The sequence below is a fragment of the Magnetospira sp. QH-2 genome (assembly GCF_000968135.1).
Lineage (GTDB): Bacteria > Pseudomonadota > Alphaproteobacteria > Rhodospirillales > Magnetospiraceae > Magnetospira.
In genome coordinates this window covers 1,931,408-1,946,589 of record NZ_FO538765.1, presented here as the reverse complement: position 1 = coordinate 1,946,589, position 15,182 = coordinate 1,931,408, and the positions used below count along the sequence as shown (strand labels likewise).

Sequence of the window (15,182 nt, the reverse complement as noted above, 5' to 3'; positions counted from 1 at the left end):
TGGGTCAACTCTTGGGAGAGTGCCGAAGCATGTCAGGGAAAACCATTACACGCGCCCAACTGAGCGAGGCCGTTTATCAGGAAGTCGGCCTATCCCGCAACGAATCAGCGGATCTTTTGGAGTCCGTTCTGAACGAAGTGACCGACGCCCTGGGGCGGGACGAAACGGTCAAGATCTCTTCGTTCGGAAGTTTCTCCATCCGCAGCAAAGGTCAACGGATCGGACGGAATCCGAAAACCGGCGAGGAAGTGCCTATTTTACCGCGTAAGGTATTGGTATTTCGACCATCGCAGGTGCTCAAGGCCCGAATCAACGAACGCAAGGCCTGACGGCGCCGTCCAAATTCATGACCGAAACAGACGCAAGTGCCCCAGCGGGTGCCCGGCAGAATAATGGTAAGTCCGCCACCGCCTTTCGCACCATAAGCGAGGTGGCCAAAGAGCTTGATCTGCAACAGCATGTGCTGCGCTTCTGGGAAACCAAATTCACCCAAATCAGCCCGGTCAAACGGGCTGGCGGTCGCCGTTATTACCGCCCCGAGGACGTCGCCATTCTGCGCCGGATCCGCGACCTTTTGCATGGGGAAGGCTATACCATCAAAGGGGTGCAGAAGCTGCTCAAGGAAGAAGGGCAACCACAGAAGGTTGGCGAGCTTTTTGATTCCGTGCAGCCCACAAGAGCCAATGAAAGCATTGTCTTGGATCCCTTGAAGCGGGCCGAATTGGAAGCGGTTTTGGAAGATCTCGGAGAACTGCGCAATCTGTTGCGCAAACCGACTCTCTAAGTTCTTGATCCCCATCGCGCTTCGGCGTACATTCCCGGTCCCCGGCACCCTTTCAAGGGTGTCACCCCCGACTGACGGAGCGTAGCGCAGCCTGGTAGCGCACTATACTGGGGGTGTAGGGGTCGTGGGTTCGAATCCCGCCGCTCCGACCAATGATCAACGAGGGTCTCACCGACTGGTGGGGCCCTTTTTGATGAGGAGGCACGCTTATGAATGCCATACCCTTATATATCCTCGCCGCGGTCGGCGAAATTGCCGGATGCTTCGCCTTTTGGGCTTGGTTGAGACTGGGGAAATCCCCCCTATGGGTGATCCCCGGACTGCTGAGTCTGGTTCTGTTTGCCTGGCTTTTGACCCGTATCGAAGCGGATTTTGCAGGCCGTGCCTTTGCCGCCTACGGAGGAATCTATATCGCGGCTTCTCTGGTTTGGATGGCGGTTGTGGAAGGGGCTCGTCCGGATCGATGGGACATGATCGGCAGCGGTATCTGTATTTTCGGGGCTCTGATCATCCTACTCGGTCCCAGGGGCGGATGATGGCGTCAACCTATCAGACTGCCGGAAAAGTGTTGTCCTACGGCCCATCTCGCCCTTCGACAAGCTCAGAGTGAGGCGAACACCTTGAAAATTCAAAAGCCCTCATGCTGAGCTTGTCGAAGCATGTGTCGCCACACGCTCGAAATCGGATTTTTTCGGCAGCCTGTTAGATCGCGTCGCCATTGATTCCAATAGGGTCGGGCGTGCTCAACGGGTCCGATTGGACCCGACATGGGCTAGAAAGCACACCCAATTGTAAAGTGCATTTTGATATATTAAGTAGTTACCTAAATACCATTGAGTGAGTTCTTCGTATTCGCCCTAGCTATTGGCATTAATACAAACCGGTTAGTACGCCTGTATAATATCAAAATAAATTGATCCGGATATAATCAAGAAAAAGATAAGGAGCCCTATCAATGAATGCCATTGATGCCGACTATCCGGCGACGCCCCATGTTTGCCATTCGCTCTGCAAATCCGCCCATTCGGCCGTGGTCGAGGATCGCGTTGAGGAGGCTCAAGCCATTCATGCCCGTCTGGAATCCTGTCTGGCGGAAGCACGCTGCCAGGATAGCCTCGATTGCATGCTCAAACTCTCGACCCTGACCCAGAAAATCTGGGCCAAGAAGCTCAATCGCGACGTGATCTAGCAGGATCGATCAGCGATCTGGTCAAGCAATCCATTCAGGTCATCCAAACTGGGACCAAACAGAAAACGGCCCCCGGGGACCAATCGAACAGTCGGCCCCTTTTGGCAGTGGCCGAGGCAGACCAACCGCTTCACCCGTACCGGCAGCGCCCGGCGTACAATTTCCGCTTCCATGTAATCAGCAAGGGATTCGCTGCCGCGCCCGGCACAGGAGGCCTGCGGCGGCAGGCGGCGATTGACGCATACAACAATGGTCGATTCGGCTGGGGCCGACGATTCTTCCGGCATTGGATCGGACATGACCGGGTTATCTTCCTGTCCAAATTTGGGCTCGGCAACCGGCTTGCTCAAACGGAGGTGAGTCCGGATTCCAATCGTTCGGCCATCGTTTTGGGGTCGGAATAGAGAGGGAGCACCCGATCCAAACGGGCCAGGGAAATGATCCGCCAGACCGGAGCCTGAGCATCTCCGAGGATGAATTCCTTTTTTGTGGTTTGCGCTTTTTGATAGGCCTCGACGAATGCGGCGAGGGCGGAACTATCCACCAGCGACACGCCGCCCAGATCCACCACAACATGCCGACCGCTTTCCAGTCCCCCCAACAGGATCTTGCGCAGGGTCGGGGAATGTTGCAGATCCACCTCTCCCTCCAAATGGACGGTTAGGCTTTGTTTTCCTTCACTTAATCGGTATTCCATTGATCTTTGCCTGGCCTCGAATACATAAGTTGTTGCCTAGGTCGCGTGGCGCCACGGCGGTAACGATTTCGACCTGATGCGGGTGCATCGCATCAGGATTTGTTGACCACCGCGCGTCCGGCGGCGGTGATTTTGCACACCAGCCAATCCGGTTTGAGAGGGTTTGCAAACCATGGCTCGGCCCATCCGTGATGGATACAGGAGCGTATCGTTCTCTCGCTGACCTTTTGGCCATGCTCGTCGAACAGCGGCAATTTGCCCCCCGGCTCTTTGGTGCCACGCGTCAGCCACCGTCGTTGTGGCGCGGTTGGTTTGCTGTCCCCTCCATCGGCGCTCGGCGCATCAAGAGACTCGGTACTGGCCGTCTGGTCGGTCATGGCGAAGTCCCTACAGTTCAGACTAGTTGATATGTTAAGGGAAATCCGTCACACCGCAACACGGCAATGAAGCCGACGGAGACGGAACATGCCTCAGCTACTGATATATATCACCGCGTCCAGCCCCGATGAGGCCCTGGCCATCGGGGAAACCCTGGTGGGGGAGCGCTTGGCGGCCTGCGTCAATATCCTCCCCGGCATGATTTCAATGTATTGGTGGCAGGGAGAGGTCCAACAGGACGAAGAATGCGTGTTGATCGCCAAGACCCGAGATACCCAGGTGGAGTCTCTTATCGCACGGGTCAAAGAGCTGCATAGTTACGACTGCCCTTGTGTGGTCGCCCTGCCGATAGAGAAGGGCAATCCGGCTTTCCTGCAATGGATTGATGAACAGACCGGTTAGCCGGGGCGCCGCCCAGAGACCGTGTCGGTGATCTGTCGCGCCATTTCAGCCTGTTCCGGGGAGCCGGTAAAGGCCGTTTCAATGGCCTTAGCGATGGGTTCAAGCAGCTTCAGGTCCTTGGGATTGGGTTCTTTCCAATTGGCATAGATATCGTTGCTCACCTGTACCAGGCTGTTGCAGAGATCGGCCACATGGCTGAAATCGGTATCCACCAGGCGCCGCGCGGTATCCTCGGCCACATAGACCAGATTGTGGAGCTTCTGCCGGACCGTGTTGTCCACTTGTCCTTGTCGATAGGCGGGCAGGATATGGGCGACGAGTTCACTCACCTTGACGGCATGGCCTTCCAGCTTGCGACTGTTGATGGCCTTGAGAGCCGCATCAATAGATCCTTGAATTTCAGCCGCGTCGGCTTCGCCCAGCGCCTTGGCACGCAGGGCGTTGGGAACCTCGATGGGTTTGATCTGGTTTTCGTTGTCTTCCTCGGGAGGGCGCTCCTTATCACGCCGCCGATCGGGTCCGATGTAGTCGGAGGTGACCATGAACCCCTTGCGATTCTTGATTAATGCCCCCACCCGCTGAATGACCTGTTTGGCCGAGAGCGGTTTCACTAAAAGATCATCAGCACCGCTGTTGATGATCTTGCTGACCAGGTCCACGGACGGCTCCCAGGTCATCATAACCACGGCGAGGAAGGGATTGGAGCCTATTTCATGGTGGCGGATATCATGGATCAACGATCCCGGGTCGCCGTCGGGAAACTTGGTTTCGCAAAACAGCAGGTCCGGTGGATGCATGGTCATCTCGGTACGGACCGCTTCTATGGTTTGGCCGTACTCCACATTGCGAAAACCGCAGTTGCGGAGAACGGTCAGGGTCGTGGTCCGGAGGTTTTGGTCCGGGCAACCGACAAAAACGCGGATTTCTTCGAGGTTTAGACCCGCCATCCGGCCCCCGTTACCCGTCGAACCGCAGGGTCGCCACCGCTTGAGCGGCAATGCCTTCGCCGCGACCGGTGAAACCCAGTTTTTCGGTGGTGGTGGCTTTGACGCTGATGCGGTCTGGTGCCAGGGATAAAATCTCGCCCAATCGGGTCCGCATGGCCTCGCGGTGCGGCCCGATCTTCGGTCGTTCGCATATGATGGTCAGGTCAAGGTGAATCAAGCGGGCCCCCCGGCTTTCAGCTTCCTTCACCGCATGACGCAGAAAAATTTCAGAGGCGGCGCCCTTCCATTGGGGCTCGCTGGGAGGGAAGTGGCTGCCGATATCCCCCGAGCCCACGGCGCCAAGAATGGCATCGGTCAAGGCATGCATGGCCACATCCGCGTCGGAATGTCCGGCAAGGGTGGCTCCATGGGGGACGGTGATTCCACACAGGGTTACGCCATCGCCCTCGGTAAACCGATGAACGTCCATGCCGAATCCGGTTCGGGTCTCTCCATGGGATGGCGCGATCAGCCGCTCCGCCTTGTCCAGATCCTCTCGGGTGGTCACCTTGAAATTGTCCTCGCTTCCCATGACAAGGGCCACGGAATGGCCCATGAGTTCGGCAACAGCGGCATCATCCGTCAGATCGTCCCGACCTGCCGCCGCCAAGTGAGCGCTCATAATAGCATCAAAATGAAAGCCTTGTGGGGTTTGTGCCCGCCAAAGTCCGGCGCGCTCCACGGTGCCGATAATCCGTTGAGATTCGTCGCCCCGTTTCAAGGTATCGGCAACGGGCACGGCGGGAATAACCCCCGGGGTGACGCCGAGCTGGTCGATGACCCTGTCGATCAGATCCGCGGAGGGAAAAGGGCGCGCGGCATCGTGAATCAATACCAAATCCGGGTTCTGTTCCCGGATGCTTTCCAATCCCAGACGCACCGAATCCTGTCGGGTAGGGCCGCCGTGAGCAGGAACAGGCAGATCCAGTTCCTTTGCCGCTTCATCGTAGAGTTCTCGGTCATCGGGATGAATGATCACTTTAAGCCCGTCCACGCGGGGATGACCCAAAAACGCCCGCAGGGTCCGGCGCAGCAATGGCTTGCCGCCCAACGCCTGATATTGCTTGGGCAGGTCGCCACCGAACCGGCGCCCCCGTCCCGCGCTGACAATCAGGGCCCAGCAGCCGCTCATATCCATTCCTCGGACTTGTTCATTGTGTTACCTTGCGGCGAAAGCTATCCCCCTTGCCATTCACGGCGCAAGGGCGTATCCCGGCAAACCCTACCATAGCCGCAACTTATTAAACGTCCATGAGCCAGAATCTGTTAATCGCCATCGCCGCTCTTGTTTCCCTTGTCCCCTTGGGAATCACCGGGCGTGGCCAATCGTCCGTGAGTACCCCCCAATTGTGGAGCGCACTGATCGTCGCTTTGGTGGGAACAACGGCCTGGGTGGTCGTGCATCTTTCCGGGAATTGGACAGGGGACCTTTCCACAACCCTTTGGGTTACGGTCTGTGCGTCCCTTTGGCTCTATGGATTCTTGGCCATTTTCCTGGATGAGATCTGGAAACTGCGATTCTTGCTTTCGCCCTATTTCCTGGTCATGGCCCTGATTGCCACCGTGTGGCTGGGTCTGGGGGCCAAGCCGCTGACAGGCACCGCGCCCGCAGGTTGGGTGCAGGCCCATATCATCGTCTCGGTACTGACCTATGCCCTGGTAACCATTGCCGCCATCGCGGCCTTGGGTGCATTCCTGCAAGAACAGGCCTTGAAACGCAAGCGGCCCACCACCTTGACCCGAAATCTACCCTCCGTCGCCGATTGCGAATCCATCGAAGTCAAGCTGTTGCTGGCCGGGGAACTGGTCTTGGCTCTGGGATTGATGACGGGTATAGGCACTCTTTATGCCGGCAGCGGGAGCCTCTTCAGCCTTGATCACAAGTCCTTGCTGTCCATCACGGCCTTTTTGGTTATTGGTGGCCTTCTGATCGCCCATTATCGAACCGGGGTGCGCGGGCGGGCGGCGGCCCGTTTGGTGCTGGTGGCCTACTTGTTGCTAACCCTTGGCTATCCCGGGGTGAAGTTCGTCACCGACGTGCTGTTGGGTTGACCTTCCGACGGTATTGCCTATTATCCAGGCAAGAAGCCCTGGTTTGCATAATCTTTACTCAAGTGGAGCGGCGCTCGTGCCTCTGAGCATCGGCAATATTGATCTGGAGAGTCCGGTCATTCTGGCGCCCATGTCGGGTGTTACGGATTTACCGTTCCGCCGTCTGGTCAAGCGATTCGGCGCCGGATTGGTGGTTTCCGAGATGATCGCCAGCGAGGCCATGATCCGCGCCAATCAAAAGACCCTGCGCATTGCCATGATCGGAGATGAGGAAAGCCCGATCACCGTGCAACTGGCCGGGCGCGACCCTCAGGTCATGGCGGAGGCGGCGCGCATGAATGCCGACCGGGGCGCCCATATCATCGATATCAACATGGGCTGCCCGGTGAAGAAGGTGGTCAAGGGGGATGCCGGCGCCGCCCTGATGCGGGACGAGGATCTGGCCCAACGCATTCTTGATGCCGTCATCGCCACCGTCGACATCCCGGTAACCCTGAAAATGCGGACCGGCTGGGATGACGACAATCGAAATGGCGTCAGCCTGGCTCGAAAAGCCGAGGCTTGTGGGGTCAAGGCCATCACCGTCCACGGTCGGACCCGCAATCAGTTTTATTCGGGGAAGGCCGACTGGTCTTACATCGGATTGGTCAAGGAAGCCGTCTCCGTGCCGGTCATTGGCAATGGGGATATCACGACGGTCGAGGGGGCCGCCGAGATGCGTCGTCTGACAAATGTGGATGGGGTGATGATCGGGCGGGGCTGCTATGGCCGCCCCTGGTTCCCGGCCCAGGTGGCCCATTTTTTGGAAACCGGCGAGCATTTGCCGGACCCGGCCACCGAAGTGCAGTTGGAAACCCTGCTGGCCCATTTCGAGGCCATGCTTGATCACTATGGTGAGAAACCCGGGGTGCGCGTGGCCCGCAAGCATATAGCCTGGTATTCCAAGGGCATGAAGGATTCCGCGGAGTTTCGCAGTGCGGTCATGGTGACACCGGAGGCGCTCAAGGTCCGGCGCTTGATCATCGATTTCTATACCAGCCACATCGAGCGGAGGGCTGCTTGATGAAATGCGCCGAAGAGGGGCCGGGATCAGCGGAATCCATCCTCAACGCCCTGGCCTCTACCGTCGTTGTGCTGACCCGGGACAATCGGATTTGCTACCTGAACGGTGCGGGCGAGACTTTCTTTTCCACCAGCCGCGACCATATCCGCAATCAACCGCTGAACAAGTATATCCCGGACGATAGCCCCTTGTTTCAGGCCATTGCCCAGGTACACAACGGCAGTACCCGTACCTCTGAATATGGCGTGACTCTGGAATCGCCTAAGATCGGTCGGCATTTGGTGAATATTCATGCGGTGCCCCACCATGATCAACCGGGGCAGGTGATCGTCACCCTCCATGAACGTTCCTTGGCCGATCAGCTGGACCGGCGATTGGCCCAGCATCGTAGTGCCGTGCGTTCCGTATCCGGCATGGCCTCCTTGCTCGCCCACGAGGTGAAAAACCCGCTGTCGGGAATTCGTGGCGCCGCACAACTGCTTGAATTGGACGTGGATGCCGAATTGCGCAAGATGACCCGGCTGATCTGTGACGAGACTGACCGCATCGTCAATCTGGTTGATCGCATGGATGTCTTCACCGAGAATCCGAACCTGGAGCGTGGCGAGATCAACATCCACGAGGTATTGGAGCGGGTGCATCAGGTGGCCCGGAACGGGTTTGGCAAGAAAGTCCGGTTTATCGAGCGTTATGATCCGTCGCTCCCGCCGGTCTACGGTCATTTTGATAGCCTGGTGCAAGCTTTGCTCAATCTGGTGAAGAATGCCTCGGAAGCGGTGCCGGAGGAGGGGGGGGAAATCACTCTGACCACCGCCTATCGCCATGGCGTGCGATTGTCCATGCCTGGGCGGACTGAACGGGTTCACCTCCCCTTGACCATCGGCATCAAAGACAACGGACCGGGAATCCCGGATCATGTGCAAGCCCATCTCTTCGAGGCCTTCGTTACCTCCAAGCCCAAAGGAACGGGGCTGGGCTTGGCGTTGGTGGCCAAGATCATCGACGACCACGGTGGCGCCATTCAATTGGACCACGAACCCGGGGGCACACTGTTTCGGATCATGTTGCCCTTGGCCTCGGGCATGAGCCGGAACACGGATTCGCCTTCCGGGAAAGGAACGCAGACATGACCGGAGCGCCAACCATCCTCATTGCCGATGACGATACCGCCATCCGCACGGTCCTACATCAGGCGCTTAGCCGTGCCGGGTATGAGGTCCGAACCACCGGAAATGCCACCACATTGTGGCGTTGGGTCAGTGATGGCGAGGGCAATCTGGTAATCACCGATGTGATTATGCCTGACGGCAACGGACTCGACTTGATCCCGCGCATGCGCAAAATCCGCCCGAACCTGCGGATCATCTGTATGAGTGCCCAGAATACCTTGCTGACGGCGGTCAAGGCGACCCAGCGTGGAGCCTTTGAGTACCTGCCAAAACCGTTTGATCTTAAAGAAATACTGTCTGTCGTTAAACGGGCACTTGAGACCCCTCTCGATGGCGAGGGCGGGGTGGGCACCCCCGATGACGACGACGATGAAAAGCTGCCTTTAATCGGGCGCTCGGCGGCAATGCAGAACATCTATCGCACCCTGGCGCGGTTGATGAATACCGATTTGACGGTGATGATCGCCGGTGAATCCGGCACCGGCAAGGAACTGGTGGCGCGGGCGCTGCACGATTTCGGGCCACGCCGCGATGGTCCTTTTATCGCCATTAATATGGCGGCCATTCCCAAGGACCTGATCGAAAGCGAGCTGTTCGGTCATGAAAAGGGCGCCTTCACCGGCGCCACGGCACGGGGCATGGGGCGCTTCGAACAAGCCGAGGGCGGAACCCTGTTTCTGGACGAAATCGGCGATATGCCGCTGGATACTCAAACTCGTTTGCTACGGGTACTCCAGGAAGGGGAATACACGACCGTCGGCGGGCGGACCCCCATTCGGGCCAATGTGCGCATTGTCGCCGCGACTCACCGGGACTTGGGCCAGATGATCCGCCAAGGACAATTCCGTGAGGATCTGTATTATCGGCTCAATGTGGTGCCGATCAGACTGCCGCCGCTGCGCGAACGGAGCGAGGATATCCCGGAACTGGTCCGTCATTTTCTCAATCAGGTGGCCGGGGAAGGGCTGCCCATTAAGGTGATCGACGGTCCGGCCATGGAACGTTTGACGGTTCATCGATGGTCGGGCAATGTCCGCGAGTTGGAAAATCTGGTGCGCCGTCTGGCGGCGCTCTACTCTCAGGAAACCCTCGGTCTGGACGTCATCGAGGCGGAACTTTCCGGTGGAGCTCCCATCCCTACGGAAACCCAACCATCCGAGTCCGAAGGTCTGTCGCAATCGGTAGAGCGGCATCTAAAAGATTACTTTGATGCCCATGGGGGCGATCTGCCCAACCCGGGACTGTATGAACGGGTGTTGAAGGAAATCGAGCGCCCTTTGATCAAATTGACCTTGGACGCAACGCGCGGCAATCAGATCAAGGCGGCAACGGTATTGGGTTTGAACCGCAATACCTTACGCAAGAAAATCAAGTTACTTGATATTCCCGTGGTCAGGGGCGGCTCATGAACTGGCGGCGGAAATGGCGGCGTCTGCTGGCCTGGACCCGCCGGACGCATTTGAGCCGCAAATTGACAATTGTCTTGGTGGTCGCCTCCGTCATTTCGGGACTGGCCACTTTTGCCACCATGTCTGGAACTGCAACCATCTACGGCCCGGATACGGGAACGGTGATCGCGCTCCTGTATTTGGACGTGGTTCTATTGCTGTTGCTTGGGGCCGTCGTCGCCCGCCCCCTGACAAGGGTCTGGGTGGCCCGGAGACGAGGCCGCGCGGGGTCGCGGCTGCATGTGCGTCTGGTCATGATGTTCAGCCTTGTGGCCGTGTTGCCCGCCGTGGTGGTTGCCGTTTTCACCGCTGTGTTTCTGAATTTCGGAATTCAAGCCTGGTTTGGCGAGCGGGTGGCCACGGTGGTTGATAATTCCCGAGCCGTGGCCCATGCCTATCTCGAAGAGCACCGGAAATCCATTCGGGCCGAAATTCTTGCCATGGCCAATGATATCAATCGGGATGCAGGCAAACTTGCCGCCAGCAAGGTCCGCTTCAACCGTTACCTTGAAACGCAGTCTCTTTTGCGCTCTCTGTCTGAAGCCGTGATCATTGATGGCACCGGAAAGGTCCTGGCCCGCACGGCTCTGAGCCTGAGCCTGTCATTGGAAAACATTCCCCGCGAGGCACTCCGTCAGGCTGACCAGGGGAAAGTGGTGCTGCAGACCACCGGTCAAGATGATCGGGTCCGCGCCATGGTCGCCTTGGAACGTCTGGTGAATGCCTATTTGCTGGTTGGGCGCTTCGTGGATCAGGAAGTCGTCACCCATATTGAGCGCACTGAGGGAGCCTATCGAGAATACAAAGCGGTTGAGAAACGCCGAGAGAGCATGCAGATCACGTTCATCCTGATCTTCGTGGTTTTGGCGTTGCTCTTGCTGATGGCATCCATCCGCGTCGGTCTGACGCTGGCCTCCTCGCTGGTCCAGCCCATCTCGGGGCTGATTGGCGCTTCCGAGCGCATCCGCCACGGGGATTTGACGGCTCGTGCCGATGTCAGCAGCAGCGCTGATGAAATAGGAACCTTGGGCCGAGTGTTCAATCGCATGGCGCTACAACTGGAAAACCAACAGCGCGGTCTCTTGGAGGCCAACAGAGAACTGGATGAACGCCGTCGATTCACCGAAACCGTCCTGGCCGGGGTATCCGCGGGCGTGATCGGGTTGGACACCGAGGGGCGGATCAGTCTGTCCAATCGCTCTGCCGGGCACCTGTTGGCCCAGGATCTGAACTCGGCCATCGGCAAGCCCCTTGTGGAAACGGTTCCGGAGATGGCGGACCTTTACGCCGAGGCTTGCCTTCGCCCCGATCGAACCCGGCAAGATCAAATCAAGGTCATGGCTGAAGACCGGCAACGAACTTTTCTGGTTCGGGTCGCGGCGGAAACATTGGGGGAAAGCATTCTGGGTTACGTGGTGACCTTCGATGACATCACCGACCTGCAACATGCCCAACGACAAGCCGCGTGGTCCGATGTGGCACGGCGCATTGCCCACGAGATCAAAAATCCCCTGACCCCCATCCAGCTGTCGGCGGAACGACTAAAAAGGAAATATTTGAAGCAGATCGAAGCGGATCCGGAGATCTTTACCATGTGCACGGATACGATCGTGCGTCAGGTCAAGGATATTGGACGTCTGGTCGATGAGTTTTCATCTTTTGCCCGCATGCCGGAACCAACCATGAAGGAGGAGGACCTCGGACAATTGGCCAGGAACACTGTCTTTCTGGAGCGATCTCGCGGCGAACACATCCGCTTTGAGTTGGCCATTCCGGACGAACCGGTCTCCATTCGGTGCGACCCCCATCAAATCCGGCAGGCCTTGACCAATATCTTGAAGAATGCCGCCGAGGCCCTGACGGAAAACCCCGTTGCAGACAAGGATGCCCTGATCGAAGTTCGCCTATCGAGACACGAAGAAGGCAAAAACGATCAGGGATTGGTGCTGGAAGTGCTTGATAATGGGCCAGGTCTGCCATCGGATCAAAAGGATCGCCTTACCGACCCCTATGTAACCACCAGACCAACGGGGACCGGGCTGGGACTGGCCATCGTTCGTAAAATCATGGAAGATCACGGGGGAGAATTGCTGTTGAACAATCGGGATGAGGGGGGCGCACGGGCGTCCTTGGTTTTTCCGCCAAGCAGCGATAGGCTGCTGAGGAATGTCCCGGATGACGACTCCGTTGACCCCATGACAGTAGCGGTAAGGTTGACCACCCATGGCCCTTGATATTCTGATTGTCGATGATGAAGCCGATATTCGGATGCTGACGGCCGGAGTCTTGGAGGACGAAGGGTTTCAAACCCGCGAGGCCGCTGATTCCACGTCGGCGCTGGAAGAGGTTCAGTCCCGGTGTCCGGGGTTGGTGCTGCTTGATATCTGGCTTCAAGGCAGCATCCTCGACGGTCTGGGGATTCTGAAGGAAATCAAGGCCCGTAACCCCGACTTGCCGGTGGTCATGATGAGCGGTCATGGCACCATCGAAACGGCGGTCGCGGCCATCCGTGAAGGGGCCTATGACTTCGTTGAAAAGCCGTTCCAGGCCGATCGAATGTTGCTGGTCGTTCAACGGGCCATGGAAGCGGCCCGATTGCGCGAGGAAAATGCCGAGCTGCGACTGCGCGCCGGGCCGGAAACCGACCTTATTGGCAAATCTCCCGCCCTAGCACAGGTGCGGCAGTCCATTGAAAAAGTGGCTCCCACCAATAGCCGAGTCTTGATCACCGGCCCGGCCGGGTCCGGCAAGGAAGTGGCGGCGCGGCTGCTTCACACCAAATCGCGCCGCGCCGAAGGCCCCTTTGTGGTGGTGAATTGCGCCACCATGGAACCGGACCGAGTCGAAGCGGTTCTGTTCGGGACCGAGGACGGAGAAAGCATCCAAACCGGCACCTTTGAGCGTGCTGATTCAGGGACCTTGTTGCTCGATGAAGTGGCCGATATGCCTTTGGAGACCCAAGGGAAGATCGTCCGGATTCTGCAAGAGCAAAAATTCCAAAGGGTTGGCGGCGGATCGCGGATCGAGGTGGACGTGCGGGTGGTGGCCTCTTCGACCAGAGACCTAAACGAAGAGATTGCCGCCGGTCATTTCCGCGAAGACCTGTTCTACCGCCTCAGTGTTGTCCCCATCGACATGCCGCCACTCAACAAGCGGCGTGAAGATATTCCGGTGTTGGCCAGGCAGTTCATGAAACGCGCCGCAGAGGGAACCGGACAGCCGACGCGGTCATTCGGCGATGATTCCCTGGCGGCTTTGCAGGCTTACGATTGGCCGGGCAATGTTCGCGAACTGCGCAATATCGTTGAAAGATTGTTGATTATGGCGCCGGGGGGCGCGGGCGAGCCCATCCGGGCGGATGCCTTGCCGGCGGAAATCGGATCCTCGGCCAATGCCGCCTTGGGGTGGGATAAGAGCGGCGAGATCATGGCCTTACCCCTGCGCGAGGCCCGGGAATTGTTCGAGCGTCAGTATCTGACCATTCAGGTGGACCGGTTTGGCGGCAATATCTCCCGCACGGCGAGCTTTGTCGGCATGGAGCGCTCGGCCCTGCACCGGAAGTTAAAGACCCTGGGAATTCAGGGCGAGGACAAGGCCCGCAAGGCCGAATCCAAATAGCATGGAGAGCGGGCGGTGAAAGTCATTATCTGTGGAGCCGGTCAGGTGGGCGCCAACATTGCGCGCTACCTGGCTTTGGAAAACAATGACATCACCGTCGTTGATCAATCCCCCGAACTGATTCGGCGTCTGACTGATACGGTTGATGTGCAGGGCGTGGTTGGTCATGCCTCCTATCCGGATGTCATGGCCCGAGCCGGGGCCGAAGATGCCGATATGGTCATCGCGGTGACCTATGCCGACGAAATCAATATGGTCGCCTGTCAGGTGGCCCACTCTTTGTTCAACGTTCCCACCAAAATTGCCCGGGTGCGGCACCAGAGCTATCTGGATCCCCTGTGGGCCAATCTGTTTTCTCGCGACCATTTACCCATCGACGTGATCATCTCGCCGGAAATCGAGGTGGCCAATGCGGTGACCCGACGGTTGCGCGTGCCGGGGGCCTTCGAAATGATTCCCCTGGTCGAGGGCAAAGTGCAGTTACTTGGTGTTCGCTGCGAGGAAGATTGCCCGCTGCTGCATACACCGCTTCGTCAGCTGGCCGTGCTCTTCCCGGAACTGAATATCGTCATCATCGGCCTGGTCCGCGATGGCAAATCGTTTCTGCCGCGACGGGACGAGCAGATGCTGGCCGGAGACGAAGCCTATTTCATCGTCGATAGCGATCATGTGCAACGAGCCCTGACCGCCTTTGGACATGAAGAGACGGAAGCCCGCCATCTGGTCATCCTGGGGGGCGGAAATATCGGATACTACTTGGCCGAACGCATCGAGGCCGAATATCCCTGGGTACATGCCAAGATCGTCGAAGGCGATGCGGAACGAGCCCAGGAAATTGCCGGACGGTTCGAACAAACCACGGTTATCCACGGCAATGTCCTCGATCCGCTGATCCTCGAAGAGGCCAATGTGAGCGGTACCGATAGCGTGGTCGCAGTGACCAACGATGACGAAACCAACATTCTGGCCTCGCTTTTGGCCAAACGGCACGGGGCGCAGCGCGCCATTACACTGATCAACGAGGGTAAATTCGAACCCTTGATCACCAATCTGGGGATCGATGTGGTGGTCAGTCCACGCACCATTACCGTATCGACGATTCTCCAGCATGTCCGTCGCGGACGCATTCATTCCGTCCATTCCCTGCGCGATGGCTTTGGTGAACTGATCGAGGCGGAGGCCCTGGAAACCACCAGTTTGGTCGGCACGCCATTGGAAGAAGCCAAACTGCCGGACAACGTCCTTTTGGGCGCCATCGTCCGGGATGGCGAAGTGATCATGCCGCGCGGGTCGACCATCGTGCAGCCCAAGGATCGGGTAGTGGTGTTCGCCGCTGCCGAATCCATCCGCAAGGTGGAAAAGATGTTCTCTGTCCAATTCGAGTATTTCTAAGGAT

Annotated in this window: 17 protein-coding genes and 1 tRNA gene; 13 read left to right on the top strand and 5 right to left on the bottom strand. The window is 58.0% G+C overall.

Annotated elements, in window-relative coordinates; genetic code table 11:
• The first annotated feature begins 29 nt into the window (after positions 1-29).
• From MGMAQ_RS09195 to MGMAQ_RS09175, 5 genes are all read left to right on the top strand, one after another.
• A complete protein-coding gene (locus MGMAQ_RS09195; RefSeq protein ID WP_046021307.1) occupies positions 30-329 on the top strand; it encodes an integration host factor subunit alpha in 300 nt (99 codons plus the stop codon).
• Between the two features lie 17 nt (positions 330-346).
• The gene (locus MGMAQ_RS09190; protein WP_046021306.1) at positions 347-784 is read left to right on the top strand and encodes a MerR family transcriptional regulator; all 438 of its coding nucleotides are present in this window, start codon (positions 347-349) and stop codon (positions 782-784) included.
• A gap of 75 nt (positions 785-859) precedes the next feature.
• A tRNA-Pro gene (locus MGMAQ_RS09185) sits at positions 860-936 on the top strand.
• 57 nt (positions 937-993) lie between these two features.
• Positions 994-1,320 carry a YnfA family protein gene (locus MGMAQ_RS09180; RefSeq protein WP_046021305.1) on the top strand — a complete coding sequence of 109 codons (327 nt, stop codon included), beginning with the start codon at positions 994-996 and terminating at the stop codon, positions 1,318-1,320.
• 419 nt (positions 1,321-1,739) lie between these two features.
• Positions 1,740-1,973, top strand: coding sequence for a hypothetical protein (locus MGMAQ_RS09175; RefSeq protein ID WP_046021304.1), 234 nt, complete (start codon positions 1,740-1,742; stop codon positions 1,971-1,973).
• On the opposite strand, the gene MGMAQ_RS09170 is transcribed toward MGMAQ_RS09175, so the two are convergent.
• From MGMAQ_RS09170 to MGMAQ_RS09160, 3 genes are all read right to left on the bottom strand, one after another.
• Complete coding sequence (locus MGMAQ_RS09170; RefSeq protein ID WP_052716277.1) at positions 1,970-2,323, bottom strand: (2Fe-2S) ferredoxin domain-containing protein; 354 nt, start codon at positions 2,321-2,323, stop codon at positions 1,970-1,972. The genes MGMAQ_RS09175 and MGMAQ_RS09170 overlap by 4 nt on opposite strands.
• Complete coding sequence (locus tag MGMAQ_RS09165) at positions 2,320-2,670, bottom strand: STAS domain-containing protein (RefSeq protein WP_046021303.1); 351 nt, start codon at positions 2,668-2,670, stop codon at positions 2,320-2,322. Before MGMAQ_RS09165 ends, MGMAQ_RS09170 begins: the two co-directional genes overlap by 4 nt.
• 92 nt (positions 2,671-2,762) lie before the next feature.
• Positions 2,763-3,047, bottom strand: a complete 285-nt coding sequence (locus tag MGMAQ_RS09160; RefSeq protein WP_046021302.1) for a hypothetical protein — start codon at positions 3,045-3,047, stop codon at positions 2,763-2,765.
• Positions 3,048-3,135: 88 nt separating this feature from the next.
• Here MGMAQ_RS09160 and cutA point away from each other — a divergent pair, with 88 nt between their 5' ends.
• Complete coding sequence (gene cutA / locus MGMAQ_RS09155; protein WP_046021301.1) at positions 3,136-3,450, top strand: divalent-cation tolerance protein CutA; 315 nt, start codon at positions 3,136-3,138, stop codon at positions 3,448-3,450.
• Here cutA and MGMAQ_RS09150 read toward each other — a convergent pair.
• Complete coding sequence (locus MGMAQ_RS09150) at positions 3,447-4,397, bottom strand: response regulator (RefSeq protein WP_046021300.1); 951 nt, start codon at positions 4,395-4,397, stop codon at positions 3,447-3,449. The two genes, cutA and MGMAQ_RS09150, sit on opposite strands and share 4 nt — an antisense overlap.
• A 10-nt stretch (positions 4,398-4,407) precedes the next feature.
• On the bottom strand, positions 4,408-5,568 hold the full coding sequence (locus MGMAQ_RS09145) for a bifunctional 2-C-methyl-D-erythritol 4-phosphate cytidylyltransferase/2-C-methyl-D-erythritol 2,4-cyclodiphosphate synthase (RefSeq protein ID WP_046021299.1): 1,161 nt from the start codon (positions 5,566-5,568) through the stop codon (positions 4,408-4,410).
• 119 nt (positions 5,569-5,687) lie between these two features.
• Here MGMAQ_RS09145 and MGMAQ_RS09140 point away from each other — a divergent pair, with 119 nt between their 5' ends.
• The 7 genes from MGMAQ_RS09140 to trkA all read left to right on the top strand — a co-directional run bounded on the left by MGMAQ_RS09140 (position 5,688) and on the right by trkA (position 15,178).
• The gene (locus tag MGMAQ_RS09140; RefSeq protein ID WP_046021298.1) at positions 5,688-6,488 is read left to right on the top strand and encodes an inner membrane protein YpjD; all 801 of its coding nucleotides are present in this window, start codon (positions 5,688-5,690) and stop codon (positions 6,486-6,488) included.
• A gap of 76 nt (positions 6,489-6,564) precedes the next feature.
• Positions 6,565-7,551 (top strand): tRNA dihydrouridine synthase DusB, encoded by a 987-nt coding sequence (gene dusB / locus MGMAQ_RS09135; RefSeq protein WP_046021297.1) that lies wholly within the window; start codon positions 6,565-6,567, stop codon positions 7,549-7,551.
• Positions 7,551-8,681 (top strand): nitrogen regulation protein NR(II), encoded by a 1,131-nt coding sequence (locus tag MGMAQ_RS09130; protein WP_046021296.1) that lies wholly within the window; start codon positions 7,551-7,553, stop codon positions 8,679-8,681. The genes dusB and MGMAQ_RS09130 overlap by 1 nt, the downstream gene beginning before the upstream one ends.
• A complete protein-coding gene (gene ntrC, locus MGMAQ_RS09125) occupies positions 8,678-10,129 on the top strand; it encodes a nitrogen regulation protein NR(I) (protein ID WP_046021295.1) in 1,452 nt (483 codons plus the stop codon). Before MGMAQ_RS09130 ends, ntrC begins: the two co-directional genes overlap by 4 nt.
• Positions 10,126-12,402: a PAS domain-containing sensor histidine kinase gene (locus tag MGMAQ_RS09120; protein ID WP_046021294.1), complete on the top strand. Its 2,277-nt coding sequence runs from the start codon at positions 10,126-10,128 to the stop codon at positions 12,400-12,402. Before ntrC ends, MGMAQ_RS09120 begins: the two co-directional genes overlap by 4 nt.
• Positions 12,392-13,786: a sigma-54 dependent transcriptional regulator gene (locus tag MGMAQ_RS09115; RefSeq protein WP_046021293.1), complete on the top strand. Its 1,395-nt coding sequence runs from the start codon at positions 12,392-12,394 to the stop codon at positions 13,784-13,786. Before MGMAQ_RS09120 ends, MGMAQ_RS09115 begins: the two co-directional genes overlap by 11 nt.
• Positions 13,787-13,801: 15 nt before the next feature.
• Complete coding sequence (gene trkA, locus MGMAQ_RS09110) at positions 13,802-15,178, top strand: Trk system potassium transporter TrkA (RefSeq protein WP_046021292.1); 1,377 nt, start codon at positions 13,802-13,804, stop codon at positions 15,176-15,178.
• The last annotated feature ends 4 nt before the right edge of the window (positions 15,179-15,182 follow it).